This window comes from Pseudomonas sp. NBRC 111133, assembly GCF_001320605.1.
GTDB classification, from domain to species: domain Bacteria; phylum Pseudomonadota; class Gammaproteobacteria; order Pseudomonadales; family Pseudomonadaceae; genus Aquipseudomonas; species Aquipseudomonas monteilii.
This window is the reverse complement of sequence record NZ_BCBJ01000088.1, coordinates 78,585-96,716: the sequence shown is the minus strand read 5'-3', so window position 1 is coordinate 96,716 and position 18,132 is coordinate 78,585. Positions and strand designations below refer to the sequence as shown.

16 protein-coding genes and 2 pseudogenes are annotated in these 18,132 nt (G+C 60.4%); 9 read left to right on the top strand and 9 right to left on the bottom strand.

The window, feature by feature from the left end:
• Positions 1 to 147 precede the first annotated feature (147 nt).
• The 3 genes and pseudogenes from APH36_RS21360 to APH36_RS21350 all read right to left on the bottom strand — a co-directional run.
• Positions 148 to 384 (bottom strand): annotated as a pseudogene (locus APH36_RS21360) (TraX family protein); the annotation flags it as partial.
• Positions 381 to 821: a YqaA family protein gene (locus APH36_RS21355; protein WP_003089095.1), complete on the bottom strand. Its 441-nt coding sequence runs from the start codon at positions 819 to 821 to the stop codon at positions 381 to 383. The pseudogene APH36_RS21360 and the gene APH36_RS21355, both read right to left, overlap by 4 nt.
• Positions 822 to 841: 20 nt before the next feature.
• Positions 842 to 1,147, bottom strand: coding sequence for a metal-sensing transcriptional repressor (locus tag APH36_RS21350; RefSeq protein ID WP_003089094.1), 306 nt, complete (start codon positions 1,145 to 1,147; stop codon positions 842 to 844).
• 511 nt (positions 1,148 to 1,658) lie between these two features.
• Between APH36_RS21350 and APH36_RS21345 the strand changes: the two genes are divergently transcribed.
• The 3 genes from APH36_RS21345 to APH36_RS32795 all read left to right on the top strand — a co-directional run bounded on the left by APH36_RS21345 (position 1,659) and on the right by APH36_RS32795 (position 3,273).
• Positions 1,659 to 2,396, top strand: coding sequence for a HupE/UreJ family protein (locus tag APH36_RS21345; protein WP_003089091.1), 738 nt, complete (start codon positions 1,659 to 1,661; stop codon positions 2,394 to 2,396).
• A 12-nt stretch (positions 2,397 to 2,408) separates the two neighbouring features.
• Positions 2,409 to 3,089 (top strand): hypothetical protein, encoded by a 681-nt coding sequence (locus APH36_RS21340; protein WP_003089089.1) that lies wholly within the window; start codon positions 2,409 to 2,411, stop codon positions 3,087 to 3,089.
• Between the two features lie 61 nt (positions 3,090 to 3,150).
• Positions 3,151 to 3,273 (top strand): hypothetical protein, encoded by a 123-nt coding sequence (locus APH36_RS32795; protein WP_016713062.1) that lies wholly within the window; start codon positions 3,151 to 3,153, stop codon positions 3,271 to 3,273.
• Between the two features lie 80 nt (positions 3,274 to 3,353).
• On the opposite strand, the gene APH36_RS21335 is transcribed toward APH36_RS32795, so the two are convergent.
• Positions 3,354 to 4,658, bottom strand: a complete 1,305-nt coding sequence (locus APH36_RS21335; protein WP_003089087.1) for an MFS transporter — start codon at positions 4,656 to 4,658, stop codon at positions 3,354 to 3,356.
• A 158-nt stretch (positions 4,659 to 4,816) separates the two neighbouring features.
• Here APH36_RS21335 and APH36_RS21330 point away from each other — a divergent pair, with 158 nt between their 5' ends.
• Together APH36_RS21330 and chrA are read left to right on the top strand one after the other, a co-directional pair.
• Positions 4,817 to 5,758, top strand: coding sequence for a chromate resistance protein ChrB domain-containing protein (locus APH36_RS21330; RefSeq protein WP_023095846.1), 942 nt, complete (start codon positions 4,817 to 4,819; stop codon positions 5,756 to 5,758).
• The gene (gene chrA / locus APH36_RS21325) at positions 5,751 to 7,118 is read left to right on the top strand and encodes a chromate efflux transporter (RefSeq protein WP_003089083.1); all 1,368 of its coding nucleotides are present in this window, start codon (positions 5,751 to 5,753) and stop codon (positions 7,116 to 7,118) included. The genes APH36_RS21330 and chrA overlap by 8 nt, the downstream gene beginning before the upstream one ends.
• 98 nt (positions 7,119 to 7,216) lie before the next feature.
• Here the strand turns inward: chrA and APH36_RS21320 are convergent, their stop codons facing one another.
• The 4 genes from APH36_RS21320 to APH36_RS31095 all read right to left on the bottom strand — a co-directional run bounded on the left by APH36_RS21320 (position 7,217) and on the right by APH36_RS31095 (position 11,320).
• Positions 7,217 to 7,423 (bottom strand): hypothetical protein, encoded by a 207-nt coding sequence (locus tag APH36_RS21320; protein ID WP_003089081.1) that lies wholly within the window; start codon positions 7,421 to 7,423, stop codon positions 7,217 to 7,219.
• Positions 7,424 to 7,547: 124 nt separating this feature from the next.
• Complete coding sequence (locus APH36_RS21315) at positions 7,548 to 8,942, bottom strand: heavy metal sensor histidine kinase (protein WP_003089080.1); 1,395 nt, start codon at positions 8,940 to 8,942, stop codon at positions 7,548 to 7,550.
• Complete coding sequence (locus APH36_RS21310; RefSeq protein WP_003288515.1) at positions 8,939 to 9,613, bottom strand: heavy metal response regulator transcription factor; 675 nt, start codon at positions 9,611 to 9,613, stop codon at positions 8,939 to 8,941. The genes APH36_RS21315 and APH36_RS21310 overlap by 4 nt, the downstream gene beginning before the upstream one ends.
• 151 nt (positions 9,614 to 9,764) lie before the next feature.
• A protein-coding gene (locus APH36_RS31095; protein ID WP_374754801.1) for an IS3 family transposase occupies positions 9,765 to 11,320 on the bottom strand; the annotation gives its coding sequence in 2 pieces (ribosomal slippage) (positions 9,765 to 10,864 and positions 10,864 to 11,320; 1,557 coding nt in all).
• A 336-nt stretch (positions 11,321 to 11,656) separates the two neighbouring features.
• On the opposite strand from APH36_RS31095, the gene APH36_RS21295 reads away from it, so the two are divergent.
• The 4 genes from APH36_RS21295 to APH36_RS21280 are packed head-to-tail and all read left to right on the top strand — an operon-like array spanning position 11,657 to position 17,382.
• On the top strand, positions 11,657 to 12,769 hold the full coding sequence (locus tag APH36_RS21295) for an efflux RND transporter periplasmic adaptor subunit (RefSeq protein ID WP_003089078.1): 1,113 nt from the start codon (positions 11,657 to 11,659) through the stop codon (positions 12,767 to 12,769).
• The gene (locus APH36_RS21290) at positions 12,769 to 15,852 is read left to right on the top strand and encodes an efflux RND transporter permease subunit (RefSeq protein WP_003089077.1); all 3,084 of its coding nucleotides are present in this window, start codon (positions 12,769 to 12,771) and stop codon (positions 15,850 to 15,852) included. The genes APH36_RS21295 and APH36_RS21290 overlap by 1 nt, the downstream gene beginning before the upstream one ends.
• A complete protein-coding gene (locus tag APH36_RS21285) occupies positions 15,845 to 16,147 on the top strand; it encodes a DUF3240 family protein (protein ID WP_003288512.1) in 303 nt (100 codons plus the stop codon). Before APH36_RS21290 ends, APH36_RS21285 begins: the two co-directional genes overlap by 8 nt.
• Entirely contained in the window at positions 16,147 to 17,382 is a 1,236-nt protein-coding gene (locus APH36_RS21280) for a TolC family protein (protein ID WP_003089075.1), read from the top strand. Before APH36_RS21285 ends, APH36_RS21280 begins: the two co-directional genes overlap by 1 nt.
• A gap of 288 nt (positions 17,383 to 17,670) precedes the next feature.
• Here the strand turns inward: APH36_RS21280 and APH36_RS21275 are convergent.
• A pseudogene (locus APH36_RS21275) lies at positions 17,671 to 18,054 on the bottom strand (transposase); the annotation flags it as partial.
• Between the last annotated feature and the right edge of the window lie 78 nt (positions 18,055 to 18,132).

Genomic DNA, 18,132 nt, shown 5'->3' with positions numbered 1-18,132 from the left:
TGCGGAAAATGGCTGCTGCGAGGTGCTCGCGGCGGCCAAAAACGGAGAACTGAGCGGGTTACCTGGTCGATTTTGATCGACGGCCCGCTTTCAAAAGCAGCAAGGGCTGAAGTCGACCGGAAATACAGGGTTACTTCAGACCTTCCTTAGGTAGCGGCCATTGCTGCGAGTGAACAACGCGCCAACTTCCGTTCGACAGACATTCACGGCGATCGCCAGGCAAAACAGCGGGAACGAGAGGCGTCCCAGAATGAACAGGTTATCCAGTGATGGCCATGCCAGACGCATGTGGTCGAGCACCATCGTGAGCAGGGCGATCCACTTGATGAGGTCCTGTCCGTTGTGTCGTTCAACCCGCGAAGGTGGTGATTCGTACGCGCTCAACTCAGGTTCTCCAGGATGAGAATCGCAAGGACCAGATACCGTCCGCCCTTGGCGAGCGTGACGATCAGGACGAACCGCCAGAGCGGCTCTTTCATCACGCCGGCGATCACGGTTAGCGGGTCTCCAATGATGGGTACCCAACTGAGCAGCAGCGACCAGTACCCGTAACGTTCATAGGAGGCTTTGGCTTTTTCGAAGGCCGCTTGCTTTACCGGAAACCAGCGCTTTTCGCGATAAGCCTCGATACCTCGTCCCAGCAGCCAGTTCACAACCGATCCGAGTACGTTGCCTGTGGTGGCCACCACCAGCAGGATGGCTGTGGAAAAACGCTCGGATATCAGCAGTCCGCCCAGCACTGCCTCCGATTGCATGGGCAGCAGGGTTGCCGCGCCGAATGCAGCCAGAAACAGGCCGAGGTAACCGCCGTACTCAAACATTCAACAACCGAGCACCGTGCCTACAGGTATTTGGTGATTTGCTTGAATTCGTCCAGTGCCGAACGGTCGCCCTTGCTCAGGGCTGTCACCGAGTCTTCCAGGCAATGGTCGATGTGGTCCTGGATCAGTGTCCGCTTCGCCTGGCACACGGCCTTTTCAACAGCATGGAGCTGCTGGGCGATGTCCACGCATTCACGTCCTTCATCGATCATGGTGATGATGCTGCGCAGGTGGCCGTCCGCTCGCTTGAGGCGTTTGATGATGGCGTCGTGAGTCTGGTGGGTATGAGCGTGACCATGCGGTTGGTCGTGAACGTGTTCTGACATGACTTGAGTCTCAGACGGCGATACTTTACGCTCTGCATGCTATCCCCCTGGGGGGGTTGGGTCAAACGCGCTATTTCACACCGTGTTTCAACCGGATAAGCATTGGGATGTCTCGTCGTTTTCTTTCAGCGACCATGATCGTGGCTTTGGCAATGGCCTTTCTGCTGGCCTGGACCGGTCATGCCTATTCACTTTCCGTCCTCTCGCAAATCACGGCAAAGAGCGCCCAGAGCCTGACTCATGATCACTCCCACGACTCGTCCCTGAGTTGTGCGCAGTGCTCTGATCACTACCACTCCCCCCTGACGCCCGATCACCAGCACGAAACGCCTCAGATACCAGCTGCAATCCACTTCTCCAGTCATTTCGAAGCCTCGGTACACCTGGCCATGCTGGGCGATTCCGTGCCTTGGCCCCCCATCTTCCGTATCGAACGCCCACCCCGTCCTGTGCTTGCTTCCTGACCAAGGCCGCTCTGCGGCCAACAATCACTGCAAGAAAGGATTGATCCATGCATTCGCACTCCCTAAAGGGTGGGGGCCTGTTCGCCATGCGTTCACGCCACCTGTTGTATCTGCTGTTCCTGCTCGTCGCCTCGCTGTTCATCGGCATGCCAGAAGCTCTGGCCCATGCCGTGGCCGAGGGTGACAAGGGCTTCATCCAGGAAAGCACCGGGGTCATGCTGATCCCCTTCATCTACATGGGCGCCAAGCACATGGTCACGGGATACGACCATCTGCTGTTCCTGTTCGGCGTCATCTTCTTCCTCTACCGGCTGAAGGATGTCGGCCTGTACGTCACGCTGTTTGCGGTCGGCCATTCGGTGACGCTGCTGATCGGCGTGCTGACGGAAGTCAGCATCAGCTCGTACGTCATCGACGCAATCATCGGTTTCTCGGTGGTGTACAAGGCCCTGGATAACCTGGGCGCCTTCCAGCGCTGGTTCGGCTATCAGCCGAACACCAAGGCCGCCACGCTGATTTTCGGCCTGCTGCACGGCTTCGGCCTGGCAACCAAGATCCAGGAATACGAGATCTCTCCCGATGGGCTGATCCCCAACCTGATCGCCTTCAACGTAGGGGTGGAGATCGGTCAGCTGATGGCGTTGAGCGCCATTCTGATCCTGATGGGCTTCTGGAGGCAGACCCCAAGCTTCTGGCGTCATGCCTATACCGCCAACGTCGCAATGATGAGTGCTGGTTTCCTGTTGATGGGTTACCAGATCTCCGGCCTGTTTCTGACCGCTTAAGGACTCCTGATCATGTTCAATTCTCCACTCCCATCGGCAAGCGAATTGCCGAGCAGCCGCCAACTCGTTCGTTCCACCGTCATTGCCCTGGCTGTCGCCATGGGCCTGCTGGTCACCGTGGTGATGCCTTCGGAATACGCGGTCGACCCGACCGGCCTGGGCCGCGCCATGGGCCTGACGCAAATGGGCGAGATCAAGATCACCCTCGCTGCCGAGGCTTTGGCTGACGAGGCTGCGTCGAAAGCGGCAGCTGCTCCGGCCCCAGCTCCTGTCGTTGCTGCTGCACCGGCACCTGCACCGGTAGCGCCACCCGTACAGCAAGTGGCAGCAGCCCCTCAGCCCGCGGCTCCCGTATCCAGCAAACCTGCTGCCAACGCCAAGTCCGATCAGGTCACCGTAACCCTGACGCCAGGCGAAGGTCGGGAGATCAAGCTGGAAATGCTCAAGGGCAGCACTGTGAGCTATGAATGGACCGCATCCGGCCCGGTCAACCACGACACCCACGGTGAGATCTACAACGCCGCCCAAGGCGATTTCCACAGCTACAGCAAAGGGCGTCAGGTGAAAGGCGACAAGGGCGACCTGACCGCGCTGTTCGATGGCACCCATGGCTGGTTCTGGCGTAACCGCACCAACGCCGATGTCACCATCGTGCTGAACACGACTGGCGACTACCTGAACGTGAAGAAGTAATCCCGCCGGGGCGAACCTGTTGTTCGCCCCGACTTTTTGATCTCAATTGGAATAGCTGAAGATGACTACCAAAATCCTCAAATCGCTCGTTGTGCTGAGCTTCCTCGGCCTGTTGGCTGCCTGCGGTGGTACTGATACCGAATCGAAGTCTGGCGATGCGGGTCACGGCCACTCGCACGAGTGATGCAAACAGGGCCGCTAAAGCGGCCCTGTTTCTTTCTGGATTACGCGAAGATCATCGATAGAACCCGTGCAACGCGGGCTTTATGGCTTTGGCCATTTCCGGTGATCGTCATCGATGACGAACGAGTGCGCATGCGCATTGCCGTTGGCCACGTGCGGGTGGTCTTCCGGCAGGTCATCGTGATTGTGCGCTACCACGTCTTCCTCATACTCCGGGCGCCAGATCCGCTTGCTCACCAGCCAGGCTACGGCGGCAACCAGACTCAGTCCGATGAACGAAGCCGTCAGGCTGACGCTTGCCCCCAACCATCCCGCGAGCGGGTAGGTGATCAGCCAGCAGGCGTGTGAAAGGGCGAACTGGGCGGCGAACAGCGCAGGTCGATCCTGGGCTGAGGACGAGCGCCGCAGAATGCGTCCGGACGGTGTCTGTGCCAGGGAGTAGCCGGCACCCAACACCAGCCACAACAGGATCAGCGCCGGGTAACTGGAGACGAAGGTACCCAGGATCAAACCGGCTACCAGCACGGCACCGCCGGCCAGCATCGCCTTGCGATCGTCCAGTCGTTCCAGCAGCTTGGGCAGCATCAGGGCGACCACCATCGAGCCACCGCCGAAGGCCATCAAGGCCATGGCGGTAGAGCTCTGGGGCAGCGCGAACTTGGATTGCACCAGTACCACGGTGTTGACGATGACCATGGCGCTGGCGGCTGCGATCGTCAGGTTCAGTGCAAGAAGGCCACGCAGCCGCGGGGTGCGCAGGAAAATCCGCATGCCCTTGGTGGTGCGTTCATAGATGCTGCGTTTGGGTCCTCGTGCCGCCAGGGGCAGCACCACGGTACCGACCATCGCGGCGGACACCAGGAAGCCCACCACCGTGCCCGCGAACAGGCTGTGGAAGCTGACCACCGTAAGCAACAGCGCGGCCAGCATCGGACTGATCACGCTTTCCAGGTCATAGGCCAGGCGCGAAAGGGAAAGCGCCCGGGTGTACTCGCGCTCATCCGGCAGGATGTCAGGGATGGTGGCCTGGAAGGTTGGCGTAAACGCCGCAGAGGCCGACTGCAGCACGAAAATCAGCACGTACACCTGCCAGATCTCGGTGACGAAGGGCAGCATCAGCGCGACCGCTGCCCTGACCAGATCGAGGGTGACCAGCATCGCCTTGCGCGGCAGATGCTCGGCGAACGCGGCGGCAACCGGTGCAACGCCGATGTAAGCCGCCATCTTGATGGCGAGCGCGGTACCCAATACAGCTCCCGCCTGGGCGCCGGCCAGGTCGAATGCCAGAAGCCCGAGGGCAACCGTCGCCAGACCAGTGCCCACCAGGGCGATCACCTGGGCCAGAAAGAGGTGTCGATAAGTACGATTTTTTAGAACGGATAGCATGCGCTACCTCCGGGTAGTGCGGGTGATTCATGTTTCTAGCGTATCCCCCCTGGGGGGATACGGTCAACGTGAGTGAATCGAACCCTCATCCCGGCAGTGCATTTTCCTGAGAACAGAGCTAAAGTAGAGATTCATACATTTTATGTTTGATTCTCTACATGAAAAATTGGCTTCTTCTTGTTTTGGCACTCCCCACGGCCAACGCGACCGAACGTATGCGTGCCTGGCGGGCGTTGAAGGCTTGCGGCGCTGCCGTGCTGCGCGACGGTGTGTACCTGTTGCCTGAGCAGGACGCGGGCCGCGAGGCGTTCGAGTCCGTGGAGCGCGATGTGACGGTCAGCGGCGGCACTGCGTTTCTGCTGGCATTCCCGGACGAAGAAACTCGCTTCGCCGGCCTGTTCGACCGGAGTGAGGAGTACAGCAAGCTGCGCGACGAAGTCGCCGCGTGCAGGGAGGGACTGCTTCCCGAGAACGCCCTGCAGGTCGCTCGCCAGGTCAGAAAACTGCGCAAGAGCTTCGCCCAGTTGGCCCTGATCGACTTCTTCCCCGGCGTTGCGAAGCAGCAGACGGAGACCGCGCTGGAAGCGCTGGAGACGGCAATCAGCCGTGCCCTCTCACCTGATGAACCGCACATTCAGGATCATCCCGTCACGCTGCTGGACCACAGTCATTACCAGGGGCGTCGCTGGGCAACCCGTCGACGTCCCTGGGTCGACCGGCTGGCCTGTGCCTGGCTCATCCAGCGCTTCATCGACAGCGGCGCGGAAATCCTCTGGCTGGAATCCCCGAGCGACTGCCCCGCCGATGCACTGGGCTTTGACTTCGATGGCGCCGCGTTCAGCCATGTCGGGCACCGCGTCACCTTCGAAACCCTGATCGACAGCTTCGTGCTGCAGGCTCCAGGCCTTTCACGCATCGCCGCGCTGGTTCACTACCTCGATGTCGGTGGCAGCCAGCCTGCGGAAGCGTCCGGCATCGAGCGTGTCCTGGCGGGCCTGCGCGAGAGCATTACCGATGACAACCAACTGATGGCAGCGGCAAACGGCATCTTCGACGGGCTGCTGGCGGCCTTTGCCAACGAGGAAAACGGTCATGGCTGAAACGACGACGCTGGCCACGGGCGAAGCCCCCCTCAAGCCAGCGACCCCGGTGGGCTTGTTCGAAGCGTTGCTGTTCTGGCTGAAGATCGGCTTCATCAGCTTTGGCGGGCCGGCAGGACAGATCTCCATCCTCCACCAGGAGTTGGTGGAGCGTCGCCGCTGGATCAGCGAGAAGCGCTTTCTGCATGCCCTGAACTACTGCATGTTGCTGCCCGGGCCCGAGGCCCAGCAGCTCGCGACCTACATCGGTTGGTTGATGCACCGGACCTGGGGCGGGGTGATTGCTGGCGGGCTGTTCGTGCTGCCGTCGCTGTTCATCCTGATCGGGCTGTCGTGGGTCTATATCGAGTTCGGCAACGTTCCGGTGGTTGCCGGGATCTTCTATGGCATCAAGCCGGCGGTCACCGCGATCGTCGTTCATGCGGCGCACCGCATCGGTTCCCGGGCATTGAAGAATGGCTGGCTATGGGCGATCGCCGCAGCATCCTTCGTCGCCATTTTTGCCCTGAACGTCCCGTTCCCGCTGATCGTTCTGGCCGCTGCCGTGCTGGGCTACATCGGCGGAAAAGTGCTGCCGGACAAGTTCGTGACCGCTGGCAAGCATGGCTCCGGGAAGGCCAGTTACGGGCCTGCGCTGATCGATGACGATACACCGCCACCCGCGCATGCCCGTTTCCGCTGGAGCTATCTGCTCAAGCTGATCCTGATCGGTGCGGCGCTATGGATGCTCCCCATGGGGTTGCTGACCGTCATCTTCGGCTGGCAAGGCACTCTGACCCAGATGGGGTGGTTCTTCACCAAGGCTGCGTTGCTCACCTTCGGCGGTGCCTACGCGGTGTTGCCCTATGTCTACCAAGGTGCGGTCGGTCACTACGGCTGGCTGTCGCCCACGCAGATGATCGACGGCCTGGCCCTGGGGGAAACAACGCCGGGGCCGTTGATCATGGTGGTGACTTTCGTCGGCTTCATTGGCAGCTACATCCACCCGATGTTCGGCACCGACCATCCGTTCCTGGCGGGCGCGGTGGCGGCTGTGCTGGTCACCTGGTTCACCTTCCTGCCCTCGTTCCTGTTCATCCTTGCCGGCGGTCCGCTGGTGGAGTCGACGCACAACGAACTGAAGTTCACAGCGCCGCTGACCGGGATCACCGCCGCCGTGGTAGGTGTGATCCTGAATCTGGCGTTGTTCTTCGGTTACCACGTGCTCTGGCCCAACGGCTTTGGGGGAGGATTCGAGTGGGCCTCCGCACTTATCGCCGCGGCCGCCGCTATTGCCCTGTTCTACTTCAAGCGCGGTGTGATCCAGGTGCTGGTGATGAGTGCACTGGCGGGGCTGGCGGTCCAGCTGTCGATGCGTTGAGGAGGATGCCGCTTGAGGGTGATCCGGGGCAGGCGGTCAAGCGCCTGCCTCAAGATCGAGGGGGAAGGAGGAAGTAGAGAAACAGCACATCCATGAGCCTAGGATGGGCTTTTAGCGTTTTCCTTTTCTTTGGTCTCTGCCGGTTTGGCTTTGTCTGCGGTGTCTTTTTCACCCCAGAGGCGTTTCTGGTCCTCGCGGAATTTCTTGTTGAATTCGATCGAGCGGTCGTAGCCATCTTCGGCAAATACCGGTGTCGTCACACCAACAGCCAGTACACCGATGAGAAGCGCTTGGGTCAGTCGCATTTTCAGAAACTCCAGGGGTTTGGATCTCAATGGATCGTGAGATTTTCGATACCCCTGAAGCTTAAAGAAGCGTCTCTGACGACAACGTGAGGCGCGAATTACAATGTTGAAAGACGCCTTGGGCTCAGAGACGGTTCACCGGAAAACTCAGGTGGAACCAGGTAAAGCCCGAGCCCGTTATTTCTACCTTCGCCACGCCTTGGTGCAGGCTCATGATCGATCGCACGATGGCAAGCCCGAGGCCTGTGCCTCCCTCGCTGCGCGCACGCCCTTTGTCGACCCGATAGAAGCGTTCGAACAGATGAGGCAGGTGCTCTTCCGGAATACCTTGGCCTGGATTGCCTACGCTGAGCCTGATGTGCTCCTGCTCACGGTGAACCTTCACCACTACAGCCTGCCCTTGTGGGCAGTAGCGAATGGCGTTGGAGAGCAAATTGGACACTGCCCGTTGAATCATCAGGCGATTGCCTTGGATCACATCGACACTGCCTGACACATCGAGCCGAACGCCGCTCTCTTCGGCACTCAGGCTGAACAAGTCACTGACCCTCTGCACCTCGTCGACCAGTGCCACCGTCTCGAATTGCACCAAGGCTGCAGGCTGGCTGACATGTGCCAGGAAAAGCATGTCGGCCACCATGCTTTTCATGCGATCCAGCTCCTCGGCGCAGGATTCCAGCACCTCACGGTACTCCTCCGAGCTGCGTGGTCGTGACAGGGCCACCTGTGCTTTGCCCATCAGGTTAGTGAGCGGAGCACGCAACTCGTGGGACAGGTCGTCCGAGAACTGCGATAGCTGCTGCACGCCACCGTCCAGGCGGTGCAGCATAAAGTTGATGCCGTCCGCGAGCTCCAGCAGTTCGATCGGCAAGCGGTCGGTAGGCAGCCGATGCTGCATGTTGTCGGTGGAGATCTTCGACGCGACTTTCAGAAAGCGCGTAAGCGGCAGCAAGCCCCGGCGTACCGTCCACCAGGCCACGACCATGATCAGCGCCAGGATGAAGGGTGACGCCATCAGGGCCCAGCTCAGCATCGCCCGGAGCAATTCGGCATCGGAGGATTCATCCACGGTCATGTACACACCGACCTGGGTACCGTCAGCCAGACGCATGAGCTGGGAAACGCTGAGCATGGGCATGCCCAGTTCGTTGTTCCACTCGTAGAACTCCACTTGATCGTTGGCAGGAAAGCTGGTGAGTTCGGTGGTTATCTTTTTCGAGCCGATGGTCAGCAGGGGGATTCGGCTGTTTGCCGTATCGAAAATGCTGACGAACAGGTTGTTGTGGCCCATCGCAAGGTCGACCAACTGGTGGGAGTCTGCGGTGACCTCGGACAGATCCGCGACGGTCGATAGGTTATGGGCCATGCCACCCATCTTGGTGATCAGGCTGCTTTGCGCCGTGCGCTCCAGCGCCTGGCCGAGCATCAGGTAGCCCACGATAGAGAGCAGCACCAGCAGTATCACGCTCATCAAGCCGACTTTGAGTCCCAACCTGGCGGCCAGGCTGAAGCGCTTCATGAACGCTCCTCGATCACATAGCCCACACCGCGCAGGGTGTGGATAAGTTTGTTCTCGAACGGATCGTCGATCTTGGCGCGCAGGCGCCGGATCGCCACGTCGATCACGTTGGTATCGCAGTCGAAGTTCATGTCCCAGACCAGGGAAATGATCTGCGAGCGGGTCAGGGCTTCCCCTGGGTGGCTCATGAGCAGGCGCAACAGGGCGAATTCCTTGGTAGTCAGCTCGACGCGCAGGTCACCCCGGAACGCGCGGTGGCGACCCGGATCCAGCTCAAGGTCTGCGACCCGCAAGGTCGGGTGGTCCACCACCTTGTCGCCACGCCGCTGCAGCGAGCGGATGCGGGCAAGCAGTTCCGGAAACTCGAACGGCTTCACTAGATAGTCGTCGGCGCCGCCGTCCAGGCCCTTCAGCTTGTCGTGCAGGCGGCCACGACCGGTCAGCATGATGATGCGAACCCGACTGGTCTTGCGGATCGTGTCGAGCACGTCCCAGCCGTCCACCTTGGGCAGGTTCACATCCAGGATGACCAGGCCGTAGGTGTTGTGCTGGAACAGGTGCAGCGCATCGACACCATTACTTGCCCGGTCAACGATATAGCCACTTTCGGTAAGCCCTTGCTGAAGGTATTCGGCAGTTTTGGCTTCGTCTTCCACTACTAGAACACGCATTATTTGTTTATCTCAAATTAAAAAAGTATTCGGGTGTCAAATAAAAAAATATTCATTTATTTCTTGAAGTGTCATTGCCTCATGCACCGAACCAGCATGGTGATCATCGATGACGGCGTTTTTCAAGGTAGTTGTCGCGTCAACCATCCAACTATGCGGCTTGCTTCACGTGCTGTTGTTCTCGATCAGGGTTCAGTAGCACGGTACCAATCGGCTCCCAGTTGCGAGTGCGTCCTGACCATCGCTCCGGATTCTTGCTTCGAGCGCGCTCATAGAGTTCGTGGCGCAGGGCAAGGATTTGCCTGTCCTGACCTCGATGACGCTCTGCTGGCGTGACGAAGCGGATTCGGCTGTGTCGGTGTTCGTGGTTGTACCAACGGATAAAATCACGCACCCAACATCGTGCAGCATCCAAGGTCTCGAAACCCTTGGTCGGCCATTGCGGGCAGTACTTCAGTGTTCTGAAAAGCGCCTCCGAGTATGGATTGTCATTACTGACACGCGGCCTGCCGCGGGACGGTGTTATGCCCAGCTCGTACATCTTGCTCAGCAAAGTGGCTGATTTCATCGGCGTGCCGTTGTCCGAGTGCAACACCAACGGCTCTCTCAAGCACTGTTCGCTGATTACACTCCTCTGCAGCAACACTGCAGCTTTGGCGCCGTCTTCGTTCTCGTGTACCTCCCAGCCCACAGTCTTGCGGCTGTAGATGTCTTCGATCAGGTACAGGTAGTAGTATTTTCCACGCACCGAAGACGGCAAGTATGTGATGTCCCACGACCACACCCGGTTAGGTGCGCAGGCTGCATGCGTTGTCGGCCCGGCATGACGCCCAGGGCGTTGAGCACGCCCTCGGCGTTCTTGCTGTCCAGCAGCCCGAAGCACCCGGTAAAAGGTCGACTCCGAGCCTATATAGAGCTGCTTATCGGCCAGCCTCGGCACGATCTGGCTAGGTGGCAAGTGAGCATATTCAGCGCTGTTGCACAGGTTGAGAATCGCTTGTCGCTCGTGCTCGCTCAGCGCGTTCGGTGGGGTTGCGCGAACTGTAGTTGTACGTGCATCCGCCGCCACTTCTTCCGATTGAGTCCAGCGCTGCAACGTTCTGAGCGTCAAGCCAACTTCCTGACATGCCGTCAATTTCCGAGCTCCGGAATTAATCGCCTCAGTCAGCCAAGCCACCAGCAGTTGCCGTTCCGGCAGAGCAGTCAATTGTCCTCGTCGTCTACTCCCCAGTAGTCGTTGAGCTTTTTTCGCAGCACCAATAACGCGGCTGTTTCAGCCAACGCCTTATCCTTGCGGCGCAGTTCGCGCTCAAGCTGTTTAATGCGTTTCTGATCCTGACGGGCCTGCTCCCGATCAACCTTAGGCTGCGCTTTTGGAGGGGCCATCCCACTCAGGAACGCTTGCCGCCAGGCAGCAAGCTGCTCGGGATACAAGCCTTTGCGACGGCAGTATTCACCCACCTCAATCTCGGACAAGCTGGCGCATTCGGCTACAGCTGCGAATTTCATTTCTGCCGACCAACTCTCGGTCGGGTGTTTGGGATCGGTCACCACCACACATTCTTCGGCACTGGCTCGTTTGCGCCAGGTATACAGCGACATTTCAGTAACGCCCTCGCGCCTAGCGACTTCGGCCATCGTCAGGTTGAGTGGAGGACCCAGCATCTTGAGCAGTTCGGCTTTGCGCTCAGAGGAATAGTACGGCACAACGGCTCTCTTTCCGCCCCCGGGGTCTGGTTTCAGGTAAATCTGGCGAGGCGACAACTATCCTGACACCGGGGGATGAATCAATCTTAAAACGAAAATCAGGAGGGAGGTGGAATCCTTCAAATTTGTAATTCAGCGGTAACGTTCCTGATAGTCACCCCCCTCTAGAATCGAACCTGTAGAGGAGTCTACGACAATCTCCTTCCATGCAAAGGGTGCAGCAGACGAGTGGGTTACTCATGTGTGTCCTGCGACCGCGCTCGCCTTGCGATTTAAAAATCCTCAAAGACAGGTCTAAAGCATGCCCATGTCATGGCGCTTCACGGGGAACTTTCGATGAATAACGAACATTATCTGCGCAGTGTAAAGGGGCTCTCTTTCGCCATCGCTTTTATTATTTCAGGGCCTGCCATGAGTGCTGAGAAGTTCTCTGTCGCCAATGAACAGATTCAAGCGCTGGGTATCAAGACGTCTGCTGTGCAAAGCATGAAACAGACGGTCAGCACGCGATATCCCGGCCAGGTTGTCGTGCCTCCGAAAGCGGAGCAGATCGTCAGTTCCCCACTTGAAGGTGTGGTGGTGCAACTGCTGGTGGGCGAGTACCAGGCCGTTCGCAAAGGCGAGCCGGTCGTGCGCCTGTCCAGTCCGGCGATGAGCCAGCTCCAGCTCCAGCTGTTGCAGGCATCTGCCCGCGCCACGCTGGCCCGGCAGGCCTACACCCGGGAACAGAAGCTGTTCGATGAGGGCATCATTCCGCAGCGTCGGGCGCAGGAAGCCCAGGCAACGCTGAAGGAAGCGGAAGCGACTCTGGTGCAGACCAAGGCCGAACTGGCCCTGGCGGGAATGACCCCGGCCATGATCGAGCAGGTCATCCGCTCCGGGATTCCTTCCGACAGGATCACCCTCAGCGCCGTTCAGGACGGCATTGTCAGCAACATCTCGGTCCGGCCCGGCCAGCGGGTCGACGGTGCCACGTCGCTGCTGAACATCACCCAGGTCGATGCGCTGTGGCTGGACGTGCAGATTCCGGCCGCGGCCAGTATTGGCATTCAGCCGGGCGCGGGCGTAACGGTGGTCGACAAGGGCATTAATGGGCGTGTCATCAACCTGAGCCCGACCCTCTCGGCTACCAGCCAGTTCGTGGTGCTGCGCGCCGAAATCGAAAATGCCAACGGCGCCCTGCGTCCCGGCGAGCTCGTCACCGTGGAGATCCCGGTTCAGGCCGCTGGCAAATCCTGGGACATCCCTCTGTCTGCCGTCGCTCGCAACAAGACCGACTCCGTGGTGTTCGTCCGCACGCCCGACGGTTTTGAAGCCCGCCCGGTCAAGGTCGAAGTCAGCGCGGGGCAACTGGTCCGTGTCCAGGGCAACATCAGCGAACAGGACCAGGTTGCCGTCGCCGGCGTGATTGCGCTGAAAGGCGCCTGGCTTGAAGAGGACGGTGAGTGATGCTGAGCCGTCTTATCCAATTCTCTTTGTCCCAGCGCCTGTTCATGGTGCTGGCGACGCTGTTGCTGACCGGCGCGGGCTGGTATGCCTACCGTGGGCTGCCCATCGATGCCTTCCCTGATGTGGCCAGCACCCAGGTCAAGGTGATCATGAAGGCACCGGGGATGACCCCGGAAGAAGTTGAAAGCCGGATTGCCGTGCCGATCGAAGTGGAAATGCTCGGTATTCCCAAGACCAAGATCCTGCGCTCGGTCACCAAGTACGGCCTGGTCGATGTCACCATCGATTTTCAGGATGGCACTGACATCTACTGGGCGCGGCAACAGGTTTCCGAGCGTCTCGGCAACCTGAGCGACAGCCTGCCGGACGGCATCAGTGGCGGCATGGCGCCGATCACCACACCGCTGGGCGAGATGTTTATGTTCACGGTGGACGGTACAACCTTGTCTCTGGTCGAACGTCGCAGCCTGCTCGACTGGGTGATCCGGCCGGCGCTGCGTACCGTACCTGGCGTGGCGGATGTGAACTCCCTCGGTGGCCAGGTCAGGACCTTCGAGGTACTGCCAGATCCCATCCGCATGGCTGCCAGCGGCGTGAGCCTTGAGCAGCTGACCAACGCGGTCAACACCAACAACCGTAACGACGGTGCCGGCCGACTGGGTGAAGGTGACGAAGTCCTGCTGGTACGCAGCGAGGGCAGCATCCGCACCCTGGATGACCTGCGGGCCGTTGTGGTCAATTCCAACAGCTCCAGCCCGGTGCGGGTTGGCGACCTGGCCGAGGTTCGCCTTGGCACCCTGACCCGCTACGGCGTGGTGACCCAGGATGGCAAGGGCGAGGCTGTGCAAGGCCTGGTGCTCGGCCTGGCTGGCGCCAACGCCCGCCAAGTGGTCGCCGGTGTGCAACTGAAGCTCAAGGAACTGGAGGCCACACTACCGAAAGGCATCACCATCACCAGCTTCTACGATCGCTCGTCGCTGGTCGATAAAGCGGTAGGGGCTGTGTCCAAGGCGCTGATCGAGGCCACCGTGTTGGTCATCGTGTTGCTGGCCCTGTTCCTCGGCAACGTTCGCGCAGCGCTGACGGTTGCCCTGGTACTTCCGCTGGCGGCGTTGATCACCTTCATCCTGATGCGCTTCGTCGGCATGTCCGCCAACCTGATGAGTCTGGGAGGGCTGGCCATTGCCATCGGCATGTTGGTGGATGCCGCGGTGGTGGTGGTCGAGAACATCGTCCAGCGTCTGGCCACCGATCCTTCCGGTGGCAAGCTGCCGCGTCTGCACATCATCTACCGGGCGGTGCGCGAGGTCGCGGTACCGGTGACGTCCGGCATCCTGATCATCATCACGGTGTTCCTGCCGCTGCTCACCCTGCAGGACCTCGAAGGCAAGTTCTTCGTCCCGGTGGCGCTGACCATCGTCTTCGCTCTGGCGGGATCGTTGCTGCTGTCGCTGACCGTGATCCCCGTGCTGTCCTCCTACCTGCTGCGCGAGGTCAAGCACGAAGACCCCTGGCTTGCCCGCAAGCTGCTGGGCATCTATGGCCCGGTGCTGGAGTGGGGGCTTGGCCGGCAGAAACTGATCGCGATCATCGCTGGCGCCATGTTGGTCGTCGCTGGCCTGGTCTACACCCAGGTGGGCAAGACCTTCATGCCGACCATGGATGAAGGCGACCTGATCGTGGGTATCGAGAAACTGCCATCGGTCAGCCTCGAACAGACGGCCGAGCTGGACAAGAAGATCCAGACCGCGCTGATGGCAGCGGTCCCGGAGATCCGGGGCATCGTGGCGCGGGCCGGTTCCGACGAGATCGGTCTTGATCCCATGGGCCTGAACCAGACCGATACCTACCTGCTGCTCAAGCCCATGAGCGAATGGCGGATGGACACCAAGGAAGAGCTGATGGACGAGGTCCGCAAGGTGCTCGATCCAATGCCGGGTATCGGCTACAGCTTTACCCAGCCCATCGAGATGCGCGTCTCCGAGATGATCATCGGTGTGCGCGGCGACCTCGCCGTGAAGATCTATGGCCCTGACCTGGGCACCCTGAGCCAACTGGGCGGCAAGATCGAGTCGCTGCTCAAGACTGTGCAGGGCAACCAGGACGTCTACACCGTGCAGAACGACGGTGTGCAGTATCTGCGCGTGGAGATCGACCGGCTGCAGGCTGGCCGTTTCGGCCTGAGCGTCGAGGCCATCCAGGATGCACTGCGCGTGCAGATCGAAGGCCAGCAGGCCGGCCTGGTGATCGAAGGCAACCAGCGCACGCCGATCCTCATTCGCTCGGACGAGTCGGTGCGCACGTCGCCGGCGGACTTCAACGCGGTGCGGATCACCACGCCGGATGGCCAGACCATTCCGCTGAGCAGCGTGGCGAGACTGGAGCGTGCCGATGGCCCGGTGAAGATCGACCGGGAAATGGGCAGCCGCTACAGCGTGGTGATCGCCAACGTCAGCGGTCGTGACCTGGTCGGCTTCGTCGAGGAGGCCAAGGCGCTGGTGGCTCAGCAGGTGGAACTGCCCAACGGCTATCGCATCAGCTGGGGCGGCCAGTTCGAGAACCAGCAGCGTGCGGCTGCCCGGCTGTCCATCGTCGTTCCCGTGGCGCTTGGTCTGATCTTCGTCCTGCTGTTCTCGACCTTCGGCTCCGTGCGCCAGGCGTTGCTTATCCTCAGCAACATCCCCTTCGCCCTGGTGGGCGGCATCGTCGCGCTGTGGGTCACTGGCGAGTACCTCTCGGTGCCAGCGTCGGTGGGGTTCATCGCTTTGTTGGGTATCGCGGTGCTCAACGGCATCGTGCTGGTCAGTTACTTCAACCAGTTGCATGGCGAAGGCCTGCCACTGCGGGAAGTGGTGCTCCAGGGTGCCCGTCGCCGGTTACGCCCGGTACTGATGACCGCCTCGATCACCGCCTTCGGTCTGGTCCCACTGTTGTTCGCTACCGGGCCCGGCTCCGAGATCCAGCGGCCGTTGGCCATCGTGGTGATCGGCGGTTTGATCACCGTCACCGCGCTCACCCTCATGTTGCTCCCGATTCTCTATCTGCGATTCGCCCACGCGAAAAAGGAGGCCAAAGATGCCTGATACCTGGTTGACGCTGCTCTGCACCCCAAGCTTGGAGGAGAAGCTCATCGACCACCTCCTGGTCGTGACGGGGAACCAGATCTTCACCAGCACACCGGTTGCGGCGCACGGGCTGTCCACCGCGGCACTCAATCCGATGGAGCGTGTCATGGGGCGGGCCAAGGCTGTGCAGATCCAACTCGTGGTGGAACGGCAGCAACTCACGGAGGTGCTGCAATCCCTCAAGGAGGAGTTTCCAAATACCGGGCTGCGCTATTGGACGGTCCAGGTCAGTAACTTTGGGGAGTTCGTGTGATGAAGCGCCTTGTTCCCCTGGCTCTGCTGATCAGTGTGTGTGGCACGGCCGTGGCGCAACCTGCCGCTCCGGCAAACATTCTGCCCAAGCCGCTGGTGGTGTCGCTGCTCAACGCCGATCCCCGCGTGGCCTCGGCACGCTCCAGCATGGATGCCGCCATGCTGGAGGCTGGCATCATCCGGCGTTCGCCTTATGAATGGACGGCCACGGCAATCGGCCAGCAACGGCGTACCGACGCTGGCCCCAACTACAACGAATGGAACGTGGGTATCGAGCGCACGGTGCGCCTGCCTGGCAAGGCCAGTGCCGACCAGGACATCAGTTCGGCAACGCTGCGATTGGCAGATGCCACCTATGGCGAAGTCCGTCATGAAGCCGCGCGGGAACTGATGACCCTGTGGCTGGATTGGCTGGTGTCGGAGCACGCGCTCACCATCGCCAATAAAGGCCTGGCCTCAGCCAAGGAAAGCCTGGCGGCGGCGGAAAAACGCAACCGTGCGGGTGACGCCTCTAAGCTGGATGTAAGCCTGGTCAAGGCGGAAGTGGCCGAGCAACTGCGACAAGGCAACGAAGCCAAGATAAAAGCCGCTGCGAGCTGGGCAACACTGTCGCGGCGCTTCCCTGGCATCGAGCGCAAAGTGGTTGATCTGCCCATTCCTTCGGCCGAACTCGGTCAGTACGACACCTGGCGCGAGCGGATCCTGGCCGAAAGCGATGTGCTGCGTCGGGTCGAAGCCTCTCTGCTGAGAAATCAGGGGCAATCGGCCCGGGCGAAGGCTGACAGGGTGCCGGATCCTACGTTGGGGGTATTCACCGCCTCCGAGCAGGGCAACCGTGAGCGCATCTACGGTGTCAGCTTCAGCATGCCGATCCCCAGCGGGTCGCGCAGTGCTCGCTACAGCCAGGCGCTGGCCCAGGAGAATGCGGCTCGCGAGGATGTCGACCTGGCCAAACGCGAGCTGGAAGCCGGGATTGCCCGTGACGTCGAACTGGCTTCAGGTGCTTACGAGAGCTACCTGATCGCGAAGGATGGCGCCGCTGCCATGACCCAGAACGAAGCACAGATGCAGCGTGCCTACGAACTGGGCGAGGTGGATCTGCAGTCGTTGTTGCTGGCTCGCCGGCAAGCCGTCGCATCGTCTACCAGCGCCCTGCAGGCCCACGCGGATACGCTGCGCACCCATCTGTCGCTGTTGATCGATGCCCACTGGATATGGGGGTTGGACGAAAGCTGAGTTGTTGCGTTGCCCGGCATAGGCCGGGCAACCTTTCAGAATCGTAATGAGTTACTCATGCTCCGGTTAGTTTTCGGCAGCAATGATAGGAAACGGCCAGTGACCACAGCTGAATAATAAACGGCCGTCCTATCTCAATAAGGGAAGGTCTGAAGTAACCCTGTATTTCCGGTCGACTTCAGCCCTTGCTGCTTTTGAAAGCGGGCCGTCGATCAAAATCGACCAGGTAACCCGCTCAGTTCTCCGTTTTTGGCCGCCGCGAGCACCTCGCAGCAGCCATTTTCCGCATTACAGGTGCACCTTTCCTGCGGTAGTCAGCAAATGTCGGCGCGCCATCCATAGGTTCGACAGCGCGAACAGCGTCACCAGCTGAGCGGTGTTCTTGGCCAGGCCACGGAAGCGCACCTTCACGTAACCGAACTGGCGCTTGATCACTCGAAACGGGTGCTCGACCTTCGCTCGCACTTGTGCCTTGGCCTTCTCGATCTTGCGCTTGGCTTTGTACAGGGCGCTGCGTTTATCGAGCTTCTTGTAGGTGCTGCGGCGTGCTGCGACCTGCCAGATCACTTCGCGGCCCGCATGTTCGGGGCGCTTTTCGACGCCGGTGTAGCCGGCATCGGCGCAGACGACGTTCTCGTTACCGTGCAGCAGTTTGTCGACCTGGGTGATATCGGGGTTTGGGGAGCAACGGAACAGAAAGTGCACTTAAGCCCAGCGCCTGCCCGCAAACCCTTGTGGCGTCTGGTTAGT

What these genes read in the sequence shown, in the direction of transcription:
- APH36_RS21295 (WP_003089078.1), top strand. Translation starts at nt 11,657, where the DNA reads ATGAATAACGAACATTATCTGCGCAGTGTAAAGGGGCTCTCTTTCGCC.
- APH36_RS21280 (WP_003089075.1), top strand. Translation starts at nt 16,147, where the DNA reads ATGAAGCGCCTTGTTCCCCTGGCTCTGCTGATCAGTGTGTGTGGCACG.
- APH36_RS21350 (WP_003089094.1), bottom strand. Translation starts at nt 1,147, where the DNA reads ATGTCAGAACACGTTCACGACCAACCGCATGGTCACGCTCATACCCAC.
- APH36_RS21290 (WP_003089077.1), top strand. Translation starts at nt 12,769, where the DNA reads ATGCTGAGCCGTCTTATCCAATTCTCTTTGTCCCAGCGCCTGTTCATG.
- APH36_RS21355 (WP_003089095.1), bottom strand. Translation starts at nt 821, where the DNA reads ATGTTTGAGTACGGCGGTTACCTCGGCCTGTTTCTGGCTGCATTCGGC.
- chrA (WP_003089083.1), top strand. Translation starts at nt 5,751, where the DNA reads ATGGCTGAAACGACGACGCTGGCCACGGGCGAAGCCCCCCTCAAGCCA.
- APH36_RS21330 (WP_023095846.1), top strand. Translation starts at nt 4,817, where the DNA reads ATGAAAAATTGGCTTCTTCTTGTTTTGGCACTCCCCACGGCCAACGCG.
- APH36_RS21310 (WP_003288515.1), bottom strand. Translation starts at nt 9,613, where the DNA reads ATGCGTGTTCTAGTAGTGGAAGACGAAGCCAAAACTGCCGAATACCTT.
- APH36_RS21345 (WP_003089091.1), top strand. Translation starts at nt 1,659, where the DNA reads ATGCATTCGCACTCCCTAAAGGGTGGGGGCCTGTTCGCCATGCGTTCA.
- APH36_RS32795 (WP_016713062.1), top strand. Translation starts at nt 3,151, where the DNA reads ATGACTACCAAAATCCTCAAATCGCTCGTTGTGCTGAGCTTCCTCGGC.
- APH36_RS21335 (WP_003089087.1), bottom strand. Translation starts at nt 4,658, where the DNA reads ATGCTATCCGTTCTAAAAAATCGTACTTATCGACACCTCTTTCTGGCC.
- APH36_RS21285 (WP_003288512.1), top strand. Translation starts at nt 15,845, where the DNA reads ATGCCTGATACCTGGTTGACGCTGCTCTGCACCCCAAGCTTGGAGGAG.
- APH36_RS21340 (WP_003089089.1), top strand. Translation starts at nt 2,409, where the DNA reads ATGTTCAATTCTCCACTCCCATCGGCAAGCGAATTGCCGAGCAGCCGC.
- APH36_RS21320 (WP_003089081.1), bottom strand. Translation starts at nt 7,423, where the DNA reads ATGCGACTGACCCAAGCGCTTCTCATCGGTGTACTGGCTGTTGGTGTG.
- APH36_RS21315 (WP_003089080.1), bottom strand. Translation starts at nt 8,942, where the DNA reads ATGAAGCGCTTCAGCCTGGCCGCCAGGTTGGGACTCAAAGTCGGCTTG.